30 protein-coding genes are annotated in these 25,092 nt (G+C 34.6%); 15 read left to right on the top strand and 15 right to left on the bottom strand.

Annotated features, from left to right (window positions below):
* Nucleotides 1-10: 10 nt before the first annotated feature.
* The 4 genes from AC1Q7L_RS12125 to AC1Q7L_RS12110 all read right to left on the bottom strand — a co-directional run bounded on the left by AC1Q7L_RS12125 (nt 11) and on the right by AC1Q7L_RS12110 (nt 3,866).
* Nucleotides 11-865 carry a glycine betaine ABC transporter substrate-binding protein gene (locus AC1Q7L_RS12125; protein WP_492306172.1) on the bottom strand — a complete coding sequence of 285 codons (855 nt, stop codon included), beginning with the start codon at nt 863-865 and terminating at the stop codon, nt 11-13.
* Between the two features lies 1 nt (nt 866).
* A complete protein-coding gene (locus AC1Q7L_RS12120; RefSeq protein WP_492306171.1) occupies nt 867-1,694 on the bottom strand; it encodes an ABC transporter permease in 828 nt (275 codons plus the stop codon).
* 1 nt (nt 1,695) lies between these two features.
* Nucleotides 1,696-2,946, bottom strand: coding sequence for a quaternary amine ABC transporter ATP-binding protein (locus AC1Q7L_RS12115; RefSeq protein ID WP_492306170.1), 1,251 nt, complete (start codon nt 2,944-2,946; stop codon nt 1,696-1,698).
* A gap of 530 nt (nt 2,947-3,476) precedes the next feature.
* A complete protein-coding gene (locus AC1Q7L_RS12110) occupies nt 3,477-3,866 on the bottom strand; it encodes a DUF1304 domain-containing protein (RefSeq protein ID WP_066751355.1) in 390 nt (129 codons plus the stop codon).
* Between the two features lie 66 nt (nt 3,867-3,932).
* Between AC1Q7L_RS12110 and AC1Q7L_RS12105 the strand changes: the two genes are divergently transcribed.
* The 3 genes from AC1Q7L_RS12105 to AC1Q7L_RS12095 all read left to right on the top strand — a co-directional run bounded on the left by AC1Q7L_RS12105 (nt 3,933) and on the right by AC1Q7L_RS12095 (nt 5,466).
* Nucleotides 3,933-4,505, top strand: coding sequence for a Crp/Fnr family transcriptional regulator (locus AC1Q7L_RS12105; RefSeq protein WP_492306169.1), 573 nt, complete (start codon nt 3,933-3,935; stop codon nt 4,503-4,505).
* A gap of 63 nt (nt 4,506-4,568) precedes the next feature.
* Nucleotides 4,569-5,003: a DoxX family membrane protein gene (locus tag AC1Q7L_RS12100; RefSeq protein WP_492306168.1), complete on the top strand. Its 435-nt coding sequence runs from the start codon at nt 4,569-4,571 to the stop codon at nt 5,001-5,003.
* Between the two features lie 19 nt (nt 5,004-5,022).
* Nucleotides 5,023-5,466 (top strand): carboxymuconolactone decarboxylase family protein, encoded by a 444-nt coding sequence (locus AC1Q7L_RS12095; protein ID WP_410693263.1) that lies wholly within the window; start codon nt 5,023-5,025, stop codon nt 5,464-5,466.
* 79 nt (nt 5,467-5,545) lie between these two features.
* Here the strand turns inward: AC1Q7L_RS12095 and AC1Q7L_RS12090 are convergent, their stop codons facing one another.
* The 6 genes from AC1Q7L_RS12090 to AC1Q7L_RS12065 all read right to left on the bottom strand — a co-directional run bounded on the left by AC1Q7L_RS12090 (nt 5,546) and on the right by AC1Q7L_RS12065 (nt 9,496).
* Entirely contained in the window at nt 5,546-6,052 is a 507-nt protein-coding gene (locus tag AC1Q7L_RS12090) for a PPC domain-containing DNA-binding protein (protein WP_492306167.1), read from the bottom strand.
* 65 nt (nt 6,053-6,117) lie between these two features.
* On the bottom strand, nt 6,118-7,101 hold the full coding sequence (locus tag AC1Q7L_RS12085; RefSeq protein WP_492306166.1) for an aldo/keto reductase: 984 nt from the start codon (nt 7,099-7,101) through the stop codon (nt 6,118-6,120).
* A 235-nt stretch (nt 7,102-7,336) separates the two neighbouring features.
* A complete protein-coding gene (locus AC1Q7L_RS12080) occupies nt 7,337-8,086 on the bottom strand; it encodes a type 1 glutamine amidotransferase domain-containing protein (RefSeq protein ID WP_492306165.1) in 750 nt (249 codons plus the stop codon).
* 191 nt (nt 8,087-8,277) lie between these two features.
* A complete protein-coding gene (locus AC1Q7L_RS12075) occupies nt 8,278-8,565 on the bottom strand; it encodes a putative quinol monooxygenase (RefSeq protein ID WP_492306164.1) in 288 nt (95 codons plus the stop codon).
* A complete protein-coding gene (locus AC1Q7L_RS12070; RefSeq protein ID WP_492306163.1) occupies nt 8,565-9,179 on the bottom strand; it encodes an NAD(P)H-dependent oxidoreductase in 615 nt (204 codons plus the stop codon). Before AC1Q7L_RS12070 ends, AC1Q7L_RS12075 begins: the two co-directional genes overlap by 1 nt.
* Before the next feature lie 83 nt (nt 9,180-9,262).
* A complete protein-coding gene (locus AC1Q7L_RS12065) occupies nt 9,263-9,496 on the bottom strand; it encodes a hypothetical protein (RefSeq protein ID WP_492306162.1) in 234 nt (77 codons plus the stop codon).
* A gap of 33 nt (nt 9,497-9,529) precedes the next feature.
* On the opposite strand from AC1Q7L_RS12065, the gene AC1Q7L_RS12060 reads away from it, so the two are divergent.
* The gene (locus AC1Q7L_RS12060) at nt 9,530-10,270 is read left to right on the top strand and encodes a metallophosphoesterase family protein (RefSeq protein ID WP_492306161.1); all 741 of its coding nucleotides are present in this window, start codon (nt 9,530-9,532) and stop codon (nt 10,268-10,270) included.
* Between the two features lie 137 nt (nt 10,271-10,407).
* Nucleotides 10,408-11,325, top strand: a complete 918-nt coding sequence (locus AC1Q7L_RS12055) for a LysR family transcriptional regulator (RefSeq protein WP_492306160.1) — start codon at nt 10,408-10,410, stop codon at nt 11,323-11,325.
* Nucleotides 11,326-11,454: 129 nt separating this feature from the next.
* Here AC1Q7L_RS12055 and AC1Q7L_RS12050 read toward each other — a convergent pair whose 3' ends face one another.
* A complete protein-coding gene (locus AC1Q7L_RS12050; RefSeq protein ID WP_492306159.1) occupies nt 11,455-13,050 on the bottom strand; it encodes a T9SS type A sorting domain-containing protein in 1,596 nt (531 codons plus the stop codon).
* Between the two features lie 190 nt (nt 13,051-13,240).
* On the opposite strand from AC1Q7L_RS12050, the gene AC1Q7L_RS12045 reads away from it, so the two are divergent.
* The 4 genes from AC1Q7L_RS12045 to AC1Q7L_RS12030 all read left to right on the top strand — a co-directional run bounded on the left by AC1Q7L_RS12045 (nt 13,241) and on the right by AC1Q7L_RS12030 (nt 15,875).
* Nucleotides 13,241-14,116: an aldo/keto reductase gene (locus tag AC1Q7L_RS12045; RefSeq protein WP_492306158.1), complete on the top strand. Its 876-nt coding sequence runs from the start codon at nt 13,241-13,243 to the stop codon at nt 14,114-14,116.
* Between the two features lie 103 nt (nt 14,117-14,219).
* Complete coding sequence (locus AC1Q7L_RS12040) at nt 14,220-14,921, top strand: DNA alkylation repair protein (RefSeq protein ID WP_492306157.1); 702 nt, start codon at nt 14,220-14,222, stop codon at nt 14,919-14,921.
* A gap of 95 nt (nt 14,922-15,016) precedes the next feature.
* The gene (locus AC1Q7L_RS12035) at nt 15,017-15,337 is read left to right on the top strand and encodes a RebB family R body protein (protein WP_492306156.1); all 321 of its coding nucleotides are present in this window, start codon (nt 15,017-15,019) and stop codon (nt 15,335-15,337) included.
* 91 nt (nt 15,338-15,428) lie between these two features.
* Nucleotides 15,429-15,875 (top strand): lipocalin family protein, encoded by a 447-nt coding sequence (locus AC1Q7L_RS12030; protein ID WP_492306155.1) that lies wholly within the window; start codon nt 15,429-15,431, stop codon nt 15,873-15,875.
* A 44-nt stretch (nt 15,876-15,919) separates the two neighbouring features.
* On the opposite strand, the gene AC1Q7L_RS12025 is transcribed toward AC1Q7L_RS12030, so the two are convergent.
* From AC1Q7L_RS12025 to AC1Q7L_RS12010, 4 genes are read right to left on the bottom strand one after another with little or no spacing between them, the layout of a single operon-like run.
* Nucleotides 15,920-17,257: a UDP-N-acetylmuramate--L-alanine ligase gene (locus AC1Q7L_RS12025; protein WP_492306154.1), complete on the bottom strand. Its 1,338-nt coding sequence runs from the start codon at nt 17,255-17,257 to the stop codon at nt 15,920-15,922.
* A gap of 5 nt (nt 17,258-17,262) precedes the next feature.
* On the bottom strand, nt 17,263-17,700 hold the full coding sequence (locus AC1Q7L_RS12020; RefSeq protein WP_492306153.1) for a hypothetical protein: 438 nt from the start codon (nt 17,698-17,700) through the stop codon (nt 17,263-17,265).
* A 12-nt stretch (nt 17,701-17,712) separates the two neighbouring features.
* Nucleotides 17,713-18,519, bottom strand: coding sequence for a lysophospholipid acyltransferase family protein (locus AC1Q7L_RS12015; RefSeq protein ID WP_410693278.1), 807 nt, complete (start codon nt 18,517-18,519; stop codon nt 17,713-17,715).
* Between the two features lie 27 nt (nt 18,520-18,546).
* Nucleotides 18,547-19,176: an NUDIX hydrolase gene (locus tag AC1Q7L_RS12010; RefSeq protein ID WP_410693279.1), complete on the bottom strand. Its 630-nt coding sequence runs from the start codon at nt 19,174-19,176 to the stop codon at nt 18,547-18,549.
* 286 nt (nt 19,177-19,462) lie between these two features.
* Between AC1Q7L_RS12010 and AC1Q7L_RS12005 the strand changes: the two genes are divergently transcribed.
* From AC1Q7L_RS12005 to AC1Q7L_RS11980, 6 genes are all read left to right on the top strand, one after another.
* Nucleotides 19,463-20,281, top strand: a complete 819-nt coding sequence (locus AC1Q7L_RS12005; protein ID WP_492306152.1) for a hypothetical protein — start codon at nt 19,463-19,465, stop codon at nt 20,279-20,281.
* Nucleotides 20,282-20,451: 170 nt separating this feature from the next.
* Nucleotides 20,452-20,850 carry a hypothetical protein gene (locus AC1Q7L_RS12000; RefSeq protein WP_492306151.1) on the top strand — a complete coding sequence of 133 codons (399 nt, stop codon included), beginning with the start codon at nt 20,452-20,454 and terminating at the stop codon, nt 20,848-20,850.
* A 10-nt stretch (nt 20,851-20,860) separates the two neighbouring features.
* A complete protein-coding gene (csgH, locus tag AC1Q7L_RS11995; RefSeq protein WP_492306150.1) occupies nt 20,861-21,589 on the top strand; it encodes a curli-like amyloid fiber formation chaperone CsgH in 729 nt (242 codons plus the stop codon).
* Between the two features lie 11 nt (nt 21,590-21,600).
* Complete coding sequence (locus AC1Q7L_RS11990) at nt 21,601-22,011, top strand: curli production assembly/transport component CsgF (protein ID WP_410693283.1); 411 nt, start codon at nt 21,601-21,603, stop codon at nt 22,009-22,011.
* Nucleotides 22,012-22,045: 34 nt separating this feature from the next.
* Nucleotides 22,046-23,410: a CsgG/HfaB family protein gene (locus AC1Q7L_RS11985; RefSeq protein WP_492306149.1), complete on the top strand. Its 1,365-nt coding sequence runs from the start codon at nt 22,046-22,048 to the stop codon at nt 23,408-23,410.
* 11 nt (nt 23,411-23,421) lie between these two features.
* Nucleotides 23,422-24,933: a carboxypeptidase-like regulatory domain-containing protein gene (locus AC1Q7L_RS11980; protein ID WP_492306148.1), complete on the top strand. Its 1,512-nt coding sequence runs from the start codon at nt 23,422-23,424 to the stop codon at nt 24,931-24,933.
* Nucleotides 24,934-25,092: the final 159 nt, after the last annotated feature.

Genomic DNA, 25,092 nt, shown 5'->3' with positions numbered 1-25,092 from the left:
ATTTAAAAAATTAATTTTTATCCAACCATAATTTCACAAGTTCAGAATGATCTTCCACCCACTTTTTTGCAGTGGCTTCTTTGTCTTTACTGTCTTCCATTTTAGTTAAAAGATCGCCCATATTTTCATCATCAAAATGTACTTTAGAAAAGAATGTTGCCAATTCTGGGTGATCTTTGGCAAAGCTTTTTCGGCTGTAGGTTTTAATCTGTTCTGCTTCTCCAAATGTCTTTTTGGGATCTTCCAGAAACTTAAGCTTCATTTTTCCAAACATCCAGTGGGGTTGCCATCCTGCTACAACAATCCATTCTTTACGTTTGATCGCATTTTGCAGTTCCGTAATCATAGCAATGGTTGAGGAGTTGATTTGTTTATAATTCAATTGATAATCAATAATGGCTTTATCCGTTCCAGAGGTCAATCCGGCTCCCTTTTCAATTCCAATGATTCTGTGATTAAATTGATCCTGATGCTGATTTAATTCTTCTATCGAATTAATCGGAACATATTCAGGAACTACCAAACCTATTCGGCCGTTGTCATAATTGGTTCCAAGGTTAATTAATTCTGGAAATTTTGCAACTTTTGTTGCGTGAGTGTAGGGTAGCCATACCCCCATAAAAAGGTCTGTATCTTCATTATTCATCGAAGCTAGAATCATATCTGTTGAAGCTTTCTGAATAATTACGTGATATCCTTGTTCATCCAGAATGGCTTTGGCAACATGCGTCATGGCGACATCTTCTGCCCAGCCGTCAACCATTCCGATGGTTATATATTTAGAGTTTTTTATATTTTCACATGAATTTAATATGCTGAATACAGCGATTAAAATTGGAAAAAATAAGTATTTTAATTTCTTCATTTTATTGTTTTTTCTTTACAAATCCTTGGGTAATTCGGTCAAGAATAATGGCTAAAATCACAACGGATAATCCACTTTCAAATCCTAATCCGATATCCAGATTATTAATTCCTTCCAATACTTTTTCACCTAAACCGCCTGCAGCAATCATTCCGGCAATAACCACCATGGATAATGATAATAATATCGTTTGGTTGATTCCTGCCAAAATAGTTTGCATGGCTAAAGGAAGTTCTACTTTAAATAAAATCTGACGGTTCGTAGCTCCAAAAGCTCGGGCTGCTTCTACAATATCTTTCGGAACAGCTTCAATTCCCAATGTTGTTAATCTCACCGCGGGTGGCATTGCAAAAATAATAGTTGCAAAAGCTCCCGGTACTTTACCAATACTGAAAAATAATACAGCAGGAATTAGATAAACGAATGCAGGCATTGTTTGCATTAAATCCAGCATCGGGCGGATGATTTTTGCAGCCAATTTGCTTTTAGCAGCCCAGATTCCCAAAGGAACAGAGATGACCAATGCGGTAATGGTTGCGACAAAAATTAGGGCAAGGGTTTCCATGGTTTCTCTCCATAATCCCATTAAAAATATTAAAGTAAGTCCTGTTACAGTCATAATAGCAATGCCCTTTCCTGCTTTCCACCATGCCAATAATGTAAAAAGGAGAATGATAATATAAAAAGGAGTGTTTACCAAAGCCCATTCAATCCCCATGATGGAGGAGTTTCCTACATGTTTTATGACATCGAATACTGGTTTCCCGTTTTCTGTGAGCCAATTGATTACAGTTTCTACATATTGACCAATATCTATAGTTTTATTCATTTTATTGATTGTTTGCGATTTCTTTTAATTCTATGATTTCTTCTTCGTTAAACTTTGTAGCTTCTATCACGAGGGATAATTGACTGATAAGACCCAAAAACTTATTGTTTTCGTCCACAACAGCAATGGAAGATTTACTTCCGGAAATTAACGGTAACATTTCCTCAACAGTAGCCTCAGGATAAACAGAAGGGACATTGCTATTGATTACAGATTCCACTGTAGGTTCTTTTCTTCGGGCAATCATCATAATATCGCTGAGCGTCACAAAACCAAGAAATTTATTTTGAAAATCTACGACAGGTAAGTTTTCCAAACCAGTTGCTCTCATTTTTCTTAAAGCACCTTCAGGACCGTCTTTTCTGAATCTTACTACTGTAGGTTTATCAAACATCAAAGATTTCGCAGTAATGATTGTTTTACGGTCTACTTTTTCCACAAAAGCTTTTACATAGTCGCTGGCAGGATTGGTTAAAATATCTTCGGCTGTTCCTATTTGCTCTATCACACCGTCTTTCATAATGACGATACGGTCTCCAATTTTAATGGCTTCGTCTAAGTCATGGGTAATGAAAACAATGGTTTTTTGTAGGGTATCTTGCAATTCAAGCATCTGATCCTGCATTTCAGATTTGATCAAAGGATCGAGAGCGGAGAAAGCTTCATCCATCAATAAAACTTCAGGATCGTTCGCCAAAGCTCTTGCCAATCCAACTCTTTGCTGCATTCCTCCTGAAAGTTGAGAAGGGAACTGATTTTCAAAACCATTTAAACCTACAATGTCTAATGCTTTTTGAGCTTTTTCATCACGAGAAGCTTTATTTTCGCCTCTAATTTCCAGTCCAAAACCTGCGTTGTCTAGAATATTATGATGAGGTAGCAGTCCAAATTTTTGAAATACCATACTCATTTCCGTTCTTCTTACTTCCAGAAGTTCTTTGTTATTTTTATCAGTAATATTATCATCATTGATATATACTTTTCCTGAAGTAGGTTCATTCAGTCGATTAAGACAACGCAGCAAAGTAGATTTTCCACTTCCTGATAATCCCATGATGACAAAGAATTCACCTTCGTAGATTTCAAAACTCGCTTTGTTGATTCCAACGGTACAACCCGTTTTTTCAAGAATTTCCTTTTTGGAAAAACCTTTGTCTAAAAGTTCCTGTGCTTTTTCTTTGTTTTTGCCAAAAATAATCGTCAGATCTTCAACTTTAAGTTTTACTTTTCTACCGTTTTCAATTTTTTCCATATTCAGAATTTTTGATTAATAAATGATCTAAGAAACTGTACACAAATTAATGATTATACGTTTAATCTTCGTTGTTCTGCTGATGGCGATAGTACAAAATAGTCTGTAATAGCTTTTAATGATAAAAACTTTTTACAATAAAATATGAGCATAAAAACCTGTGGCTTTATGTTTATATTTTAAATATTTCAAATAGATTATACTCTAGAAGAAGAGTGAATCAAGTAAAAAAGAAGTTAATCTTTTAAAGAGATTCTACAAATAAATTACTGATGATGTAATTACAGATATGTGTACTGAACAACTTAGATTTCTACATTTCATCAAAATGCAGGCCAGCATAAAAAAGCTGTGTATCAATTTCTTATGACAGTGCAAATTTACGAATTATATATTAAATGGATTTTTTAAGGCCTAAAAAGCTGGTTTTAAGCCTGATGATGGAATGAAAAATTCATGAAAATTTAGCTGTAAAAATTTAGCTAAAAAAAAGATTTAGATGAAAAGTTTAAGTTTTTTAAAACAAAAAATTATCTCTGCATAAGATGAAAGAAATTACTCAAAACAACGGCAATAATTCCCAAAATAGCGGGCAGTGCCTGAACGAAAAATATTCTTTTAGTTGCAGAAATAGCACCATAAATTCCGGCAATAGCGACACAACTTAGGAAAAACAGAGAAACATTGGTTTGCCATTTCGGATCTTCAATCAATAAAGACCAAATTAATCCTGCAGCCAGAAAACCATTGTAAAGTCCCTGATTAGCGGCTAAACCTTTTGTGGGCTTGAACATTTCTGCGGGTAAAGCAGCTTTGAAAACTTCCTTCCCTTTTGTTTCCCACGCAAACATTTCCATCCAGAGAATGTAGATGTGTTCTATTGCGACTAAGGCGATCAAAATTTTTGCAACGATGTCCATGATTTAATGTTTTTTAGAATTGTAAAACTAAAAAAATAAAGTTAAGTTTGAGTACTAAATTTTACAATGGAAACTTTCAAGGCACATTTAGATAAATTCATTACGATCAACGATGAAGAATTTGCTTCTATTATTTCTTTTTTTCAAGTTCTGAAAGTGAAAAAGAAAGAAAATCTGATGCTTGAAGGCGATGTCTGTAAATTTAAATATTTCGTTTTGGAAGGATGCCTGAGAAAATTTTTTATCAATGAAAAAGGAGTAGAGCAAACGACTGAATTTGCCATCGAAACCTGGTGGATGTCAGATACTTTTGCTTTTGAAAAACAGATGAAATCAAGCTTTAATATTCAGTCTGTGGAAAATTCCAGAATTTTGGCTATCGATTATCAATCTCAGGAACTTTTGTTGGAAAAGCATCCGATTATGGAAAGGTATTTTCGAATGGTGTACCAAACTGCTTATGCGGCGGCTGAGAAAAGAATCCGTTATATTTATGAGATGACGAAGGAAGAATATTATGTGCATTTCAGTACTTTGTATCCTTGGTTTATACAGAGAATTCCACAATATCTGATTGCTTCTTTTTTGGGGTTTACTCCGGAATATTTAAGTGAAATCAGAGCAAAATTACGTTCTTAAACCAGTTTAAGATTTTTACAATTTAGAAGTCGCAACTTTGCCCTGTTAATAAAAACAAGAATTATGACAGGCAAAAAAGATTTTCAATTCCCGCAATTATTTTTAAGGTTAGCCATCTCTGTGACAATGCTTTCCGCAGTTGCCGACCGATTCGGATTTTGGGGTAAAAACTCAGCTTGGGGAAACTGGGAGAATTTTGAAAAGTATACCCAACAACTCACTTCTTTTCTTCCTGAAAGTTTAAGTATATTTTCAGCCTATTTCGCGACTTTTTTAGAAATTCTATTCCCTTTATTATTGCTTATTGGATTTAAAACGAAAATTGCAGCTTACGGCGCAGGTTTTTTACTACTTATTTTTGCTTTATCGATGACGATGGCTTTAGGAGTCAAAGCTCCTTTGGATTATTCTGTCTGGGTAGGAAGTGCGGGTGCATTTTTATTGGCAAGTCAACATCAGTTTTCATTAAGTATCGACGAATTAATCAAGAAAAATTAATCAAATAAATATAAATAATATGAGCGCAAGAGTAAACATCGCGACAGCAGAATCAGCAGCTTACAAAGCAATGATGGGATTAGAAGGATATCTTCAGACGATTTCTTTAAATCATATTCAGAAAGAATTAATTAAAATCAGAGCTTCACAAATCAACGGATGTGCTTTCTGTTTGGATATGCACACAAAAGATGCCATGAAATATGGAGAAACTCCACAAAGAATTTATCTTTTAAATGCCTGGAGAGAAGCTTTGGAGCTTTACACAGAAGAAGAGCAAGTATTGTTGGCAATGACGGAAGAAATTACTTTGATCAGCCAAAAAGGTCTTACAGAAGAAACATATTACAAAGCAAACCAGTTGTTTGATGAAGCACAAATCGCTCAAATCATCATGGCGATCGTTACCATCAACGGTTGGAACAGAATTGCAATAAGTACGCACATGCCAATTGCAAAATAATTTTCAAGAATAAGTTATTTACCAAAAAGCGCTTCCCAATGTTGAGAAGCGCTTTTTTCTTATTATGTAATTTTATTTATTACTTACAATTCAGTTGCAGAACGTTTGCATTCAATGGTTGTTCGATTTTTCGTTCTAATTTTTGGTCATTCAAGGTCACGTAAATTTCCATTGAACCTGTTCCAACATGAAGAGACAAAATATGTCCGCCAAAAGCATTGAATTTGTCATCAGTTGCAACTCCATGAACGTGGATTGACGGACCTTTTTCATTCCATGCAATAGAACCTGTCAAACTTCCCATTTCTACTTTGTTGAATGTCTTCGGATTAAATTTTTTAGCATTAAAATCATAAAATCCAAAAGTTACATCCGATGCAAAACCAATTCCTGTAAAACTTGCAGACGGAATATTCTCTGTTTTTGCCAGATTTTCAATGTTGGCAATCACGTCGTCGCCTTGTCGAAGTACCATTAGATAACCTGTTGGTGTTTTTATATAACGACAATTTTCTTTTTGTTGTGCGGATAAATTATTCATAACTAAAACTGTAAATAATAAGATAATAGTTTTTAATACGTTCATAATCAATAATATTTAAATTTTATAATGAAATTTTTACACCAAATCTTTAATAAATCAGTTTTAAATTAAATTTCTTTCAATTCAGCATTAATAAAATTCAATTCATCCTGAGAAAGATCGAAAGACATTGCTTTTGCATTTTCAATCGCTTGTTGAGCGTTTCTTGCTCCTGCCAAAACGACTGTTATTGCGGGTTGTAAAGTCGTCCAGCGCAAAACTAATTGTGATAGAGTTGCTCCTTTTTCTTGGGCAATTGGTTCAATTTTCTCTAAGAATGTTTTTACTTTATTAAGATCAAACTGAGAAAAATATCCGTTTCTGTGGTCGTTGTCTTTTAATTTGTCTTCTTTGAAGTATTTTCCTGTCAAAAGACCTCTTTCCATCGGACTGTATACGATAATTCCTGAATTATTTTCCAAAGAATAAGCAACCAAATCGTTTTCAATCGCGCGGTTCAACATGCTGTAAGAAACTTGATTGCTTACTAAATTCAGCGTTCTGTTGGCTTCCTGCATTTGCTCAACACTATAATTGCTTACTCCGGCTGAAAGAATTTTTCCCTGTTGAATCAGTAATTCCATAGCTTCCATAGTTTCACAGATACACGTTGTGCTGTCCGGCCAGTGAAGTTGCAAAAGATCGATGTAATCTGTTCCCAATCTTTTTAAACTTTCATCAACCTCCTTAATAATATTCTCTTTTGAAGCGAATTTATAAACAGGAATTTTTACACCATTTTCTTCTGCATCGAAGAAAAATTCTCCTTTTCCATTGTTGCTTCCATCCCAAACCAATCCAAATTTCGTCAATAACTGAATCTTTGAACGGTCTTTTCCTTTGATGGCTTCTCCGATCATTTCTTCACTCAGTCCAAAACCATAGAATGGGGCGGTGTCAATAGAAGTTACACCATGATCCAAAGAAGCATGAATAGAATCTATAGAGTCTTTTTTCTCATTTCCACCCCACATATTTCCACCGATTGCGAAGGCTCCGTGCGTAATGACGGATAATTCCAGATCTGTGTTTCCTAATTTTCTATATTCCATTTTTTTTGTCTTAATTTTTTAAGTTGATTTAACCACAAAAGGCACAAAAGTTTTATTGAAACACTTTAGACCACTTTAGTTTTAAGGTTTAATGTATTGAAAACAGTAAGATCGCATAAGTCGAAAATCTTAGATTTTCAAAAACTTAAGTGTTCTTTTCAACAAAATAATTTTAGCTTAAAATAACTTAAGTATAAAAGTCTTTTGTGACTTTTGTGGTTAAAATATTTAACAATTATTTATTTAATTCCTTTAAAATAGCCTCACCAACACTTTTTGCAGATTGAGGATTTTGCCCTGTAATCACTCTTTGATCTGTCACTACATGATTCTGCCAAAGTCCTGATTTTTCAAACTTCGCTCCTCTTTCTTTTAATTTATCTTCCAAAAGAAAAGGAACAACATTGATCAATTTCACTTCAGCTTCTTCTTCATTGGTAAAAGCGTTGATTTTTTTACCGTCAACTAAATATTTTCCATCATTCAATTTAATATTAACCAAACCAGATGGTCCGTGGCAAACTGCAGCTACAATTCCTCCGTTTTCGTAAATTTTTGAAGCGATAGTTGCTAATTCTGTATTGTCGGCAAAATCCCACATGGCTCCGTGCCCTCCGGCATAAAAGATGGTTGAATAATCATTAGGATTTACTTGTGATGGAGTCAAAGAACTGTCAATTTTACTTTTGTCTTTGCTTTCCCAAAACTCTTTGTTTACGGGATCTTTTAAATCAAATCCATCAACGGGAGGAGTTCCACCTTTTGGACTTACAAAATCTATTTCGTAACCTGCTTTGTGCAAAACTTCCCAAGGATGCGAAACTTCCCCAAGATAATATCCTGTATTTTCGCCTGTATCACCTTTTTTGTCATGACTGGTAACGACAAATAAAATTTTCTTTTTCATATTTTTTGATTTTTTGGTTTGAGACTGAACAAATCCTATCGTGAATAGGGCAAGGACTAAAAACGCTAATTTTTTCATGATTTATATGAATTGTATTGAGGTATTTTTTTTAACCGCAAAAGAATCAAAAGATTTCAATACGTTATAAGACTTTCAAAAGTGAACAAAATTAAAAACATTACATTTTGTTCGCTTTCATATTTCTTTTTTTTCAATCAATTCTTTGTCTCTTTTGTGGTTAAAAAACTATACTCGTTTATATTAAATTTTTAAATAATATTAGTTAAATAAATCTGAGGTTTTTCCTGCAATTTTTCATCAACCAAAGCTCCGAAAGCCTGAATATACGGTTGTTGATTATGTTGAGTTAAACCTTCCTGATTTTTCCAAATCTCATAGAAAACAAATTGATTTTTATCTTCAATTCCTTGATGTAGCGTGTACAATTCGTTGGCTTCTTCTTTTCTGGTTTCTGTCACCATATTTTGAAGAACTTCCAAAACTTCTGTTCTGTGTTCTTCTTTTGCTTTAATTACTGCGGTAAGATAAATTTTCATTAGACTAATTGTGGTTTTAATTCCTGTTCAAAAATGTTGGTAAGATGTTCTTTGTAGATTTTCATATCACGTTCGATGTTCGCATTTTTTTCTACATCATGGAAGTGAAAACTTTCCATTTTTTCTAGAGAAACAAAGGCATTCATTCTATGGAAACCAAATAATGGTCCATTATCTACACTTGTTTCATTGAAAAATTCTCCAGGAAGCGTAAAAGCAGTTTCAGGGGCATTCCAGCTTGTAGTTACCATGTATTTTCTTCCACCCAACATTCCTCCGGTTCCGTAATTGATCTGCGGATTGTCTGAAGTTCTACCGTCACTCATATAAATTCCCTTGGCGTGACCTGCCGTGAAAACTTCATCAATATATTTTTTCAATCCATTCGGTAATTGGAACCACCAGATTGGAGTGTGATAAATAATAACATCTGCCCAAACGAATTTTTTAACTTCCTCATCTTTATCGTAACCTTCGTCTACCGTTGTGATTTTTACTTCTACATTTTCAAATTTTTGTAGAACTTCCAACGTGCTGTCTGCAATTGTTTTATTATATTTTCCTCCAGAATGTCCGAAGTTTTGTCCACCGTTAATGATTAATACTTTTTTCATTGTTGTATGATTGTTTAAATTTTACTCTGCAAAGTTAGGTTGGGGTTTTGTATAATAAAAATAGTATAAATTATAGTGAAGTATCAGAATTGTGATGGTTTGAGTTGGGAGTTAGCAGCCGGGAGATTGAAGTTATCCAGCACGAAAATTTCAATAACAGAATTAAATCGAATTTCCAAATAATTCAAAAAGTACTTTATCATTATCTTAACCGGAATGGCTCCTATCTCCCAACTTCTAGCTTCCAACCTAATTAAACTTCCCATTTCATGTTCAAATATCATGTTGATCTTGAATCTGTTTCTAAAATTTCTCATGTAATTTTGTTTAAATAATTTGAATGAAATAAGATGCAGATAGCAATTTTTAGCGATGTACATGGAAATCTTCCCGCGTTGGAAGTTGTATTAAATGATATTGGACAAAGAGGAATTCATCAGAAATTCTGCTTGGGAGATTTGGTTGATTTTGCACCGTGGGGAAATGAAGTGATTGAAAAGATCAAGAACCTGAATATCCCTTGTTTGATGGGAAATCATGATGAAAGAATTGCTTTCGATATTCCTGTAATTCCTTTGACTAAGCATTCTGAGGAAGAAACTGCTGCACGGTTTTTAGCGATTGATCATTCTAAAAAACATATCACAAAAGAGAATAAAAAGTATTTGTCGGAATTACCTTTTCACTTAAAATTAAATTATAAAATTGGAAAAAAACATTGGAATATTCAGTTAGTCCATTCAAGCCTAAAAAGCAATGATACCTATTTGTATGAATCTGAAAATGATAATATTTTTCTTGATTTATTAAATGATTCTCAGTCTGATGTTGTCATTATGGGGCACACTCATTTGTCTTTTAAAAAATATTTTAATGGTAAATGGGCGATTAATAGTGGCTCCGTTGGTCGATCAAGAGAAGAAAACAGATTGGCTTCCTACGTAATTTTAACATTGGATGAAGATCATATTACTCCTGAAATTATTCAGTTGGAATATCCGCTTGAAAAAGTTGCTCAAAAAATCGAAGAGAGCGAAATTCCAAATTATTATGCTTCATTTTTAAGAAACGAAAAACTATCAGTATTCTGATTATTTTGTAACTTTGTATCATGAAAGTAATAAATGAATTGTAAATAATCAATTCGCTTTGCTTGTCAATTTTTTTAGCTAAAGAATTTCATAATTCACTTTGAAGCAAATTGACTATTCACTAAATCAATACAATTATGGTAAATTTAGAATGGTACAGAACATTTAAAGCAATCTACAAAACCGGAACATTAACGGGAGCGGCAGAAGCTTTATTCATATCACAACCCGGAGTAAGTCTGCATTTAAGCTCTTTGGAAGCTTATGTTGGATATAAATTATTCGACAGAACCGGAAGAAAAATGCATCCCACGGAAAGAGGAAAAGTATTATTTAATGCAGTTTCCGAGCCATTGACAAAACTTGAGGATGTAGAGAAAAATTTTCAAAAATCTACCGAAAAAACAACTCCGACGATAAGTGTAGGCATGTGTTTTGAAACTTTTCAGACCACTTTGGAGCAGTATGTTTCTTCCTTGCCTTTTAATTTAATCATCAGTTTTGGAGAATATCCCGAAATGCTGGATCAGTTGGATAAAGGAATTTTAGACCTTATTATTACGCCTAAAAAAGGAATTTCTCCTAATATTCAGCATGAAGCTTTTTCATCCGAACAGATTATTTTGGTGGGCGGAAAAGACGTGGATACAGAAAGTTTCAAAAAAGTATTAAAATCAAAAGATAAAGAACAGATTGAAAGTTGGTTAAAGGAAGAAAAATGGTACGGAACAACGGGAGATATGGAGCATCTCTTCCAGTTCTGGACCTTGAATTTTGGACATAAACCGGATTTCAGAGCAAATTATATCGTTCCTAACTTAAATTCAATCATTCGTTGTTTGAAGGGCGGAAAAGGATTGGCTGTAATTCCCGATTTTTTATGTAAAAATGAAATTGAAAGCGGAGAGGTGAAATTGATCTGGGAAGGTGAAAAAAAGTTAGAGAATACCTTGTATTTTGGATGCCGTAAAAAAACGAATTATCAATCAGAAATTGCTCATATTAAAGGATTATTCAGACAGGTAATGAGTAAGGATGAAGTTTTGATTGTTTAATTTCTTGCGTTAAACTAAAATTTTATAAATTCATTAAATTTTCATAATAGGAAATTAGAGGTTCGATTAGTAATTAACAGAAAAAACCTGCACAAGGCAGGTTTTTATCAGTTATAGATGAAATATAAATTATTCCTTAATGAATTTTTTGCTTGTATTTTCCTTACCTCCAATTAGGTTTAAAAAATAAATACCTTTTTCAAAGTTTCCGATATTTATTTTTGTAATTAGCCCATCTAATTTTTGAGTATGGATGGTTTTTCCTAACATATCAGTAATGGTAACTTCCATAGAAGGTGTGAAATAATCAAGCTTTAAAGTCATATTATCTTTTGCCGGATTGGGAAACACATTAACTGTTGTAGCATCTTTCACAAGTTCATTAGTTGCCAGATTATCTTGAGCAAGTTTTACGACCCAAATATCATAATCTCCATGATTTCCACTTACATCTCCATTGGTTGAATTTGAACTTCCAGCAATGACATAACCGCCATCTGTAGTTTGAATAACAGAGGTAGCTTCATCACTTCCTGATCCTCCTAAACACTTTTGCCATACAATATTTCCTGTGGTGTTTAGCTTTACAGCCCAATAATCATAAGAAAGAGGTGATTCTCCAGGACCTGTACTTGAAGGAGCATGATATCCTGTTACCTGACCATCATTTGAAGTGGTGCTTCCTACAGCCAAATACCCACCATCAGCCGTTTGAATGATAGAAGAAGCGTTATCTACCTTAGTTCCTCCTAGAGCTTTCTGCCATTGAAGATCTCCTGTAGAATTTAATTTTACGATCCAGGAATCGTCGCTTCCATGATTTCCTGTTACGTCTCCATCATTAGAAGAAGCGGAACCAGCTACAATATAGCCACCGTCTGAAGTCTGTACAATAGATCGAGGTAACTCTTGATAGGTTCCTCCGAAAGATTTTTTCCAATAAATAACCCCTCCATCAGTATTTAATTTTAGGATCCAGTAATCTTTACTACCATGATTTCCTGTTACATCACCATTGTTGTTTTCAGCATATCCGGCAACTGCATATCCACCATCGCTGGTTTGAACAATACAAGTAGCCCTGTCATCTCCCGTTCCTCCTAAAGATTTTTTCCATTGAAGATTTCCATCAGAATTTATTTTTACGATCCAATAATCTACATAACCGTTATTTCCCGGTACATCGCCATTGTTTGAAGAAGAATTTCCTGCAAATATATAGCCACCATCTGTCGTAGGGATCATTTGATTGATAACATCATAATTTGTTCCTCCGAAAGATTTTTGCCAGTAAATAATTCCGGCATCAGAATTTAATTTTAGAACCCAGCCATCTGTAAGTCCATGATTTCCTGTTACATTTCCATTGTTTGAATCAGAGGTTCCTGCAACCACATATCCGCCATCAGCAGTTTGAACGATAGAACTCCCATAGTCAGTTCCTGTTCCTCCTAAAGATTTTTGCCATTGAAGATTTCCTGTTGAATTTAATTTTGCGATCCAGTAATCCTGACTTCCGTGATTCCCTGTTACATTCCCATTGTTTGAATTAGATGCTCCGCTAATCATATAGCCTCCATCGGCAGTTTGAATGATAGTGTGTGCTCTATCGGAGTTTGTTCCTCCTAAAGATTTTTGCCACTCTATGGCCGGAGCTTGTGCAGTAATAGCACTTGAACAAAGAATACCTATAAAAGGTATCATTTTCTTGTAATTGATTTTCATGGTTTTGTTTATTGAATTTAGAGGCGCAAAGATATCATTTATAAATGAAATAAGATTTTTTTATCGTTAATGGAAAATACATACCGAGGTTATAAAAATTAAAATCTAAAGTAAAATTGGTAAGCAGAAATTCCAAAATTTTATCGGAAATTTGTTAGACATCATATTAGTAAAATTAAAATAAAGATTTATGAGTCAAAAAACATATACAGGACAGCCTGTAATTACATTAAATAACGGAAATGATATTCCGGCTTTAGGCTTTGGTGTCTGGCAGATTGATGACCAAAAAGTGTGTGAAGATACGGTAATCAAGGCTATCCAAACGGGATACAGAATGATCGACACAGCTTCTATTTATCAAAATGAAATAGGAGTTGGAAATGCTATAAAAAACAGCGGAGTAGACAGAGAGGATTTATTTATCACTTCGAAACTTTGGGTTCAGGATACTTCATATGATAATGCAAAAAGTGCTTTTCAGAGAACATTAGACAGATTGCAGCTGGATTATTTGGATATGTACCTTATTCACTGGCCTTATTCTGATTTTGTAGGAGCTTGGAAGGCGTTGGAAGAGCTCTATCATGAAGGAAAAATAAAATCAATTGGTGTTTGTAACTTCACGGTTGAAAAACTGGAAGAATTAAAAGCTAATTCAAGCATTCTTCCGGTGGTTAATCAGATCGAATTACACCCAATTTTCCAACAAAAAGAATTGCAGGTTTATAACAGAGTAAATAATATTGTTACTCAACCTTGGAGCCCACTTGGAAACGGAAATGCAGAACTTTTAAATAACGAATCTTTAAAATCCATTGCTGAAAAACATAATAAAACGGTTGCTCAGGTTATTTTAAGATGGCATTTGCAGGAAGGTTTCTGCGCGATTCCAAAGTCTGTGACGCCGTCTAGAATTGAAGAAAATTTCAATGTTTTCGATTTTGAATTATCGGAAGACGAAATGAATATCGTTCGTTCTCTAGATACCAACAAAAGAATATTCTTTGATCCAAAAGATCCGGAGTGGGAGCAGAAAATGCTGAATTCTGTTGCGGATATTTAATTAAAACTCTCGCAGATTATGCAAATCACGCAGATTTATTTACGTAATCATCTGCTAAATCAGCTCAATCTGCGAGAAAATTTTAAAAGTTATTTCAAAAATCATGACTGCAGAACAATTCATATCAAAACTTTCAACATTCAAAGATGAGAAAGAGATTGACAAAGTTGAGAAATTTTTCAAAGGAAATGATGGGGTTACAAAGCATTTTGGGGTGAAATTCGGTGATGTTTTCAATACGGCGAAGGAGTTTTCCGGGATGTCTTTATTAGAAATCAATCATTTATTGGATAGCGATTTCTATGAAGTGAGAATGGGAGCGGTGAGTATCATGGATTTTCAGGCTGGAAATAAAAAAACATCTGCCGAAAAGAAAAAACAGCTTTTTGATTTATACATTCATCGTCACGATCGCCTTAATAATTGGGATTTTGTAGACAGAGCCGCAAGAAATATTGTTGGTGAATATCTGATAGATAAACCAAGAGATATTTTATATGATTTAGCGAAATCCGATGATCCTTGGGAAAGACGAACGGCAATTGTGGCAACTCATGCTTTTATCAGGAAAAATGATTTGGATGACACTTTTAAAATCGCTGAAATTCTTGTTCATGATTCAAACGAATTGATTAATAAAGCAGTCGGAAGCTGGATAAGAGAAGCCGGAAAAAAGGACAAGAAAAGATTGTTGGATTTTCTGGAAAAACATGTAAAAACAATGCCATCATCTACGTTTTCCTATGCAATTGAAAAATTCGATCCGGAAACAAAGAAATATTATAAAGAACTGAGGAAGCAATAGTTATTGCTTCTTTTTTTGATTTTTAGTTGAAATTATTTTTAAATTTTCTAAAATTAGATCTAACTTTACTTTAACCAAAAACTAAAACCAAAACCATGTCAAAAAAAGAGAAAAAACCAACTTCAAATGCGTTTCCGGAACCTGTTAATGATCAGATCGAAAATCATCTAGATGAAGCTCCGGCAATTGCATTGAGAAATGTTTATCAACAGGCTGCACACTCTACAGGAATTATGTTTGAAAATGCAGTGAATAATCAGAACCAACAAAATATTCTTGGTCAAGCTGCAACAACACAAGGAATTATGCAGATTTACAGCTTAGATACGGCTGCAGATGCTGTTTCTGTTGAAAAAATGTTGAATGAAAATGAAGTAGATCACTATCATGTTCGTGTTCAGAAAAATAAAAAATAATATTGAAAATTGAGGAATCTTATAATAGCAGTATAAAAAGCTTAATTAAAATTGTTTTAATTTTGTAGACTTAAAACATGTAATGTTAATTATGAAAAAATTTATTCTGCCATTAATACTATTTTCCTTTTTTGGTTGTAACGGTAATGATGAAGATCAGAATATCAGCAGTAAAGCTTCAATTATCGGAAAGTGGTATATTGAAAAATCTGAGATATACCGGTCTTTAAATCAGCAGATACAGACTTCTTTCTCAACGGATTGCCAGAAAACCAGCACGCATGAATTTACTTCTTCCCATGTTATTTCGATTTCTTTTGCCCAAAACAATAATACCTGTGAAAAAACAGATGCTGTAGCAAGGAAATATACTTTCGATAAAGGAAATGGTAAATTCTGGTTTGAAGGTGAGGAAAATTATCCGTATTTCGTGATTCAGCTTACTTTAACTGATATGGTTATTGAAGATAGGACTCAGGATTTTGACGGGGATGGTATCAAGGACGTATTAAGACGTTTTTATAAGAGAATTAATTAAAATAAAAACTCCTTTCAAATCGAAAGGAGTTTTTTATGTGAAATTTATTTCGTTAAGTCTAATCCGCCAAAATTCCCCGAACTCATCATCAGGAAAACACCGTTAGTTTTATCCAACGTTTCCCAATAAGCGTGAAGTTCTTCGGCATTGGTAAATACTTTTAGATTTTCGTTTTTAAATTTTTCTTTAATCAAATCAGGTGAAATCGGATCCATTCTTTTGATTTTTAAAGCATCTTCAGAATAGAAAACGATGGCTTCTTCCAATCCATCCATGGCGTGATCGTATTGCTCTAAAAATACCGGATTTAAGCTTGAATACGTATGAAGTTCAAGGAAACCGTATTTTTTCTCATTTTTAAATTGCTCACAGAAAGCTTTTACAGCCGCTTTTACTTTACTTGGCGCGTGTGCAAAATCTTTGTAAAGCGTTCCTTTGTCTTCTCTTTCTACTTTTTCAAGACGTTTTGAAGCGCCTTTGAAACTCATGATTGCATCATAGAAATCCTCATCCATAATTCCCAACGTGTGGCAAATATGTCTTGCTCCTTCAAGGTTTAATAGATTGTGCGCTCCAAACACAGAAAGTGGAATATCTCCCATTTCGGTTTTTAAATAAACCTGTCCGTTATTGATCTCGTATTCAGGAGTTTTATAAGGTATTTTTCTGAAATAATTTTCAGCTGCTTCCACAACTTTTACGACCTCAGCATCTTCTTCATTATACACCAAAACACCGCCCGGAGTAATGCTTGCAACGAATCTTCTGAACTGCTCAATATAATCATCAAAAGTTTTGAAAACATTGATATGATCCCAGGCAATTCCGCTCATTAAAGCGATATTGGGTTGATACAGTAAGAATTTTGAACGCAAATCGATAGGAGAGGAAAGGTATTCATCACCTTCCAATACCATAAAATCGTTATCCTGAGTAAGTTTTACCATACAGTCGAAACCTTCCAACTGAGCGCCCACCATGTAATCAACATCTTTCTGATGAAAATTTAAAACATGGAGAATCATTGAAGTAATTGTAGTTTTCCCGTGAGAACCTGCAATAACAACTCTGGTTTTGGTTTTAGACTGTTCGTAAAGAAATTCCGGATATGAGTATATTTTTAAACCCAGTTCTTTTGCTTTTGCCAATTCGGGATTGTCCTGATGAGCGTGCATTCCGAGAATTACGGCATCAATATCAGAAGTTATTTTTTCCGGAAACCATCCCAATTCCTGAGGAAGAATTCCTTTCTTCTCAAGTCTTGATTTTGAAGGTTCAAAAATAGCATCATCCGAACCTGTCACCTGATATCCTTTGTCTTTTAGTGCAATAGCAAGATTATGCATGGCACTCCCGCCGATAGCAATGAAATGGGTATTCAACTTATTTACTGTTTTTTAACATTGTTATTAATGATCTCCTGGAAAGCATTTAAAATGTTGTTCCAGTTTGTTTTATAATTTGGCATTACCAGACTTGCATCTGTTTTACTGCCTTCATTTGGACCTTTTTTAACATTAATAGAAGTAGATACATTGTCGTATATTTTTTTACGGTCTTCCTGTATTCTTCTAAAATTGTTTTGAGATAGAATGTTATCTAACTTTTTTAGATCCTCATTGGTAATTTTAAAATCCTGTTTAATCTTTTTTCCCTGTCCCTCAAAAGAGTAATGCGCATTGTTTTCTTTGATAAGAAGATTCTCATAAATCGGGGCAAAACCACCGCTTTTAGAATAACTTATGTCAAAATCCGAATATACTTTTTGGCTGTTACAAGAAACTAATACTATGATTGCGAATAAGATCCCTATTATTCTTTTCATATTTAATCTACTTTAATTATCTGAATCCTTTTGTTCTAATTTTTTAGCTTTAAGTTCTTCATCATAATTGTGTAGTATATTGAAATCTTCTGTCTGCTCAATGGCAGTCATTATTTTCAACAAAATTTCCGGTGCTTTTTCGTTATCATAATCGATATCGAGAGGTGCTTTAAACTCCATGGTAGGTTTTACGCCTGTTACCTTTACACGGAGGCCTTTTTTATCGAACGCTCTTCTGAATCCATTAATTTTAATAGGAATCACAATCGGGCGCTGATTTTTAACCAGTTTTGCTGTACCTCTTCTTCCTTGCGCAAAAGCCGATGTAGTACCTTGAGGGAAAGTAGCTACCCAGCCGTTGTCTAAGGCTTTCATAATATTATCAACCTCCGTAAGATCTACCATTCTGTTGACATTCTGGCCTTCAGCTCTCCAGGTTCTTTTTACGGTTACGGCGCCTGCAATTTTAAAAATTTTTGGAAGAATACCTTTATTCATGGTTTCTTCGGCGGCAACGTAGTAAAAATCGATCTTTGGATTAAGTAGATAGATCGGGTTTTTTATACTGTCTAAATATCCATTGTTTACAGCACAGAAAGCGTGATACATTGCTGCCACGTCTGCGAAATAAGTCTGATGGTTACACACGAAAAGTACATTGGAATCTGGAAGATCCACAAGATGTTCCGTGCCTGTAATTTTTAATTTATTAAAGCCATTGAATCTTCTGTAAGAGACAATTCCTAAAATAAAAATGATTAACCTTTTTAAAAAATAAGGAGTTCCGAATGCATCGGTGAAAATATTTTTTTTTGCCATCTATCAATTAAACACAGTTGTGCAAAGTTACATTTTTTTCAACAATTGACTGAATTCACTTAATATCATTGCCGTAGCTCCCCAGATGATGTATCCGTTGAAATTGATGACCGGAACTTCATGTCCGCCGGCGCTTGGTAAAGCCATTATTTCCGGCTTATCGGGAAGGTTTAGGAAAGACGTGATGGGAAATTCAATGGTTTCTACCACTTCAGTATGTTGTAGGATAAATTTCGGATCTTTTTTGGTATATGAAATGTAAGGATAAACATAGAAATTACTTGGCGGAATGTAGATCGGTGACATTTCTCGTATGATTCTTACATAATGCTTTTCAATCCCAATTTCTTCTGCAGTCTCGCGAACGGCAGTTTCTGCAAAATCTTTGTCCATTTCCTCACGTTTTCCGCCTGGTAGAGAGATTTGTCCGCTATGTCTGTCTCGTTCGTTTTCAGTTCTTAATATTAATGGAAAATACCATTCATCGTCTTTAATGTACAAAACAATATTTACGGCAGCGAATTTTGGATTTTTTGCTAATACCTCGTCATACGTAAAAACAGGACGTGAAGGAGGTGAAAAAAGACCATGAGCATGTTCTCCTGGTAGTTCAACACTTTTAATTTTTCGTAATAAATCTTTTCCAAAATTTTCCATAGCTCAAATTTAGCAATATATACTGAAGAAAAGAAGAGGCAAAAATGTTAATTAATGATAAAAGGACGAAAAAATATGTAACGAATAGTTCATAATCAATAATAAATTTAAATGAAACAATCCCCGTATTTATACGTAATTACTTACAGTGATGACCTATAAACTGTAAACGGTTACAAACACTACCGTAATTAGTGATTTTGAAAATTTGCCCTTTTATAGTGGTTCGCCCCATTGCTTTAGCGTCTACCTTTGTCAGACTATTAACCAATTAATTTTTATTAAGATGAAAAACTTTATAACAGGTGTGTTTACACTAATGGCCATGGGTTTTACTTTTGCACAAGCAAATATTGATGTAACAACTCAAACTGGAAACTGGAACGTTGCTACCGTAGACCAAACTGGTCTGGTGAATGTCAATACTCTAAATCAGGATGGAAATCGAAATACTGCTGATATAGATCAGGTGGGAGCCTTCAATACCAACACCGCAGAAAGTATCGGAAACAGAAACTCAATAGACGTAGATCAATTGGGAATTGGAAACTCCAATGAAGTAAGCCAAACAGGAAATAGAAACTCTGCTCAGACCTTACAGGTTGGTATCAGTAATGAAGTCTATCAAACACAAATGGGAAGAAGAAATGAAGTTGTTGCTATACAGGGAGGTTCGGATAACCTGATCGTTCAATATCAAGATGGAAGAAGAAACAGCGCAACTGCTGTTCAGCTTGGAGATGATAATGAAGCTCTGCAAGTACAACTTGGAAGAAGAAATGAAGCTGTAGGAATTCAGGTGGGAGATGGTAACTCCCTTGTACAATATCAAGATGGTAATGATAATACAGCTCTTCATGCTCAGGTAGGAGATGATAACATAGCCATAGCTTTTCAAATGGGAAATGATAATCTTGCTGCAGGTTTACAAATGGGATCTGATAATGAGTTATATCAATTTCAAGTGGGAAATGACAATATAGCTGTCGATCTTCAAATGGGAGATAACAACTTTGCTGCAATCGGACAAAGTGGTGATTCTAACATCCATTTGGGAGCTCAGGTAGGAAACAATAATTCAATCATGGTTAATCAATCAAATTAGGGAAAGTACATTACAAATCTCACTTAAGGAGGAGCTGCGGCTTCTCCTTTTTTTGGTTAAAATTTTTTGATGATTTTAAACGTAACCATAAACCGTGATTTTTCAACTGTAACGGGTAGGTGTGTTTTATAGGGCGCTGTAATCCAGTAACTTTAATAAAAATTAATACCATGTTTAAATTAGGGCTGAGTGTATTCGCACTTCTCATTTTCTTGCCTGTGAAGTCACAGCAGGTAGATTGGGATCGGATCAACAGCAATACAGTTCTTAACGTTATTGCCGGACAGAATCCTGATCAGATGATGTCTTATTCCAATGTCATTCAGATTGGTGATGCGAATAATGCTGAACTTTCTCTTAATGCTAAAACCAATATTTCTGTAAAACAATTGGGAGATTACAACAGTCTTTACTTTAATAATTCATTTACTGATACTGAAACCAAAACAGCTATTACAACCCAGGGAAGCAACAATATTATTGATGTTACCGGAAGCAACAGTATTTCGGACGGCCTTCAAATACAGGTGAAAGGAGACAATAAAACGATTTTCATGAGAAACTATTAAAACCCCGATGATGAAAAATTTTTATTCTTTGATTTTGTGTTCTTTTATTTTCCTGTCTGTTTCGATAAACGGACAGGAAGATAAAAAAATCAATGCAAAAATTGAGAGTAAAATAATGGAAGGGCAGATCAATCTAAAAGGTGTAGTCACCAACTCTACCGCAATTTATAAAGAACTCAATTATCTTTTGGTTTCTATTAAAAAAGGAAACGGAGGAAATCTTTCAAACAATCAACAAAGTGGGAAATTTTCTATTAATCCTAATGAAACAAAAGTTTTGTCTGAGATTAATGTTAACCTTGAAAAAAAAGATGCCTTGAAAGTTTTTCTTTATGTAAAAGATGAAGAAACTCAAAAATTAATCGCCAAAGACAGCCTTGAACTTAATAATGATTCATTTAAAAAGAAAGTCAGCAAAGTAGAAGAAGATGTTGTTTTTGAATTAAAAGGATTAACCATCGATGAAACCAAAAGCAAAGTCGGAAAAGATTTTTATGATTTTTTTTACCTTCAGTACAGCCAGCTTCCTGATAAAAGCAATTCTGCTATTACCATTTCTGAACTTCCCGGCCGTGGAACCAACGGACAGATCAATATCGAAATTGATGATAAAGTAGTCTACAGTTTTATGACCAATCCAAGTGAAGATTATCTTAAAGAACAATTAATTAACAGTTTAAAATACATAAAAGAATTTAATGCAAAGAAAAACCTTATAAAAAATGAATTTATATACTAAAAACGTCCGCCATGAAAACTTTAATACTCATTTTGATCTTTTTTGCAGGGATTTTCCTCGGGAAGTCTCAGCAACTCGTCTACAAGCCGGTAAATCCTGCATTTGGGGGAGATACATTTAATTATCAATGGCTTTTAAGTTCAGCAAATGCCCAGAATCAATTTGATCAAAAAAATGATTACAGTGATCTGCTGGGAAATTTGAATTCTGTTGACGGTTTCAGCCAAAGTCTTAACCGACAGGTTTTGAGTGAACTGTCCAGAAAATTGTTTGAAGATCAGTTCGGAGAGGGAAGTATACAACCCGGAAATTACCTTTTTGGGTCTATGTACTTACAGGTTACGACTACCGCTCAAGGACTTTTAATAAATATTTTGGATACCAGCACTGGCGATCAGTCCGAGATCGTAATTCCAAAATAGAATAAAAAAAAGTAACTAAAAAACCAAACTTACCATGAGAGCTTACACTTACACCAGAATTTTTTTCTGTGCCGTCATGTTGTGTGTCATACAGGCGTGCAGCTCGTTATTCGGATTGCCGTCCAATCCCGAAAAATCTACGATGGGAGAGAACACGTCTTACACCGCAGAATTGAAAAATTTACCCTTACCTAAAGAAAAAGTCGTTATCGGTGTTTATAAATTCAGGGATCAGACAGGGCAATACAAACCTTCTGAAAACGGAAATAACTGGAGCACCGCCGTTCCACAAGGTACTACAACTATTTTAATCAAAGCTTTGGAAGACAGCAAATGGTTTATCCCGATCGAAAGGGAAAATATTGCCAATCTTTTGAACGAAAGACAGATCATCAGATCCACAAGACAGGAATATTTAAAAGATGCCGAAAAAAACAGCCAGGCTTTACCACCACTTTTGTACGCCGGAATTCTTCTGGAGGGTGGCGTAATTTCCTATGACAGCAATATTATGACAGGAGGATTGGGCGCCAGATATTTTGGAATTGGAGCTTCAACTCAATATCGACAAGATAGAATTACGATTTATCTTCGAGCTGTTTCTACGTTGAATGGTGAAATTTTAAAAACAGTTTACACCTCAAAAACCATTCTTTCAACAAGCGTTAACGGAAGTTTTTTCAGATATATTGATACTGAAAGATTGTTGGAAGCTGAGGTTGGAATGACTCAAAACGAACCCGTTCAGCTTGCCGTATCTGAAGCCATCGAAAAATCTGTGAAATCATTGATTGTTGAAGGCATCAGAGATAAAATATGGGGAAAAGCAGTAGATAATACAGTAGATTATCAGGCTTTGATCGATAATTATAACAGAGAACAGGAGCAAAACCAAAACAGAGCCATCGGAAATAAGTTTCCGGATAACCAAAGAGGAAAATTTTCGATTTTGGCTCAGGCTGAAGGACAAAAAATTAAAGATGATTACATTAATCCTAAAATGAATATTGGCGGAAAATTAGGGTTTAAATATTTTATAAGTCCAAGTTTCAACGTTGAGGTTAACGGCAGTTATTTCACATTGGAAAATCAGAATATTGTTAAAAGAAATTATTTCGTTCCTGAAGTTAATCTCGAATTTTTAGTTTTCCCTAAATATAAATTCACGCCCTACATTTATGGCGGTCTTGGAGCTATGTATTCTGAGTTTAAACCTAATTATAAAGGCCAGGTAGGAGGCGGATTAGAATATCTGATTGATAAAAATGTTGCTGTAAGAGCTTCAGCACAATATGATTTGGGTTTTAAAGATAATTGGGAAGGTTTGGTGAATGGTAAAAGAAAAGATCAGGCGATGCGATTTGCGTTGGGAATCAACTTTTACATTGGTAACAAATAAAAACATAAACTATGAAAACTTTAATACGAATTATCAGCATAATCATCTTTTCTATTTGTTTATTTTCCTGTAACGAAGAGCTTGTAGATCAGGCTCAGACAGGAATTTTAAAAGGAAAAGTGGTGAAAAGAGGAACAAACGAACCTATTGCCAATGTGAAAATATTCACAGCGCCAACAACGCAAACCGTTTTCAGCGGAACAGATGGTTCTTTTGAAATAGCAAATATGCCTGTAGGAAATTATTCTGTAAAAGCAGAATTGTCCGGTTATCTTACCAATTTTCAGGCGGTTAATGTGCAAAACCAGAATCAGGTCGTAACCGTAGTTTTTGAAATGGACGATGACGAATCATTAAATTCTCCACCCACAACACCACTGTTACTAAGTCCGGTAGACAACGCGGTGAACCAGCCTTTGAGTGTAGAATTGACATGGAACGCCACCGATCCCGATACGGCAGATGTTTTGAAATATAGTTTAACAGTTAAAAATAATCTTGACACTAACGTGATTCAGGTTAATGATTTGACGGCGAAACATTATTCGCTTTCAAATTTGAAGTTTGGTGTAAGTTACTTCTGGCAGGTGTCTGTTTCGGACGGCATTCACCAGCCAGTTTTAAGTTCAATCAGTAAATTTACCACCAATACGGTTCCGTCTAACCGTTATCATTATGTTCAGAAACAAAACGGAAATTTAGTGATTGTCTCAAGTGATGCTTCTGGAAATAATTTCCAATTTACCAGCTCGTCCTACAACAGTTGGCGACCACGGAAAAATAATAATGCCGGATTAATAGCTTTTTTAAGGACAGAAGGCGGAAGCGCACATCTTTATACCGCAAATCCTGATGGTTCCAATTTATTTAAAGTAACATCGGTTCCAGTAGCGGGTTTTAATAATTTTGAAATGGATTTTTCCTGGAGTACAAACGGACAGGAGCTTATCTATTCAAATTTCAATAAATTATATAAAATTAATAAAGACGGAAGCGGATTGACGCTCATCTACACAACTCCCGACGGAAGCATGATCTCAGAATGCGACTGGAGCTATGACGGAAGTAAAATTGCCTTAAAAACCAATGATTTCAGCGGTTATAATGTCAAAATTTATATTGTTGATATGGTCGGAAACGTTGTTAAGACCATTCTCACAGGAGTTGCCGGAGCTGCCGGAGGACTGAATTTCTCCGTTGACGGACAATTGTTGCTCTACACGAAAGATGTTTCTGCCTATCAGGACGGAAGCGGAAATTACCGCCAGCTTGATTCGCGAATTTTCATCTATAATCTAGCAACGAATACAAATATCGATATTTCTACCGAAAGCGATAAACCATTAGGAACAAATGATCTTGATCCTAGATTTTCGCCCAATAATGCACAAGTTATTTTCATGAATACTTCTAATGATAACGTTTCTCAGAAGAACGTTATGACTATTGATCTGAGCAGTTCTATGACAGATCTTGTAAGAACTGCTCTTTTCAGTAATGCCGAAATGCCGGACTATGAGTAGCTGAAATTTAAATAGTGAAATGTGAATTGTCAATTTTGCTTCGCAAATCAATAATTGTGAATAGTGAATCTAAAAAATTGACGATTCACTTGCAAAGCAAAATTGACAATTCACCTTTCACCATTCAAGCCTAGATTTTTTTCATATATTAAAAAATTC

The organism is Chryseobacterium sp. GW823-FHT05E08 (genome assembly GCF_058795655.1).
Note: the sequence above shows the minus strand (reverse complement) of the source record. Positions and strands in the feature narration are given on the sequence as shown.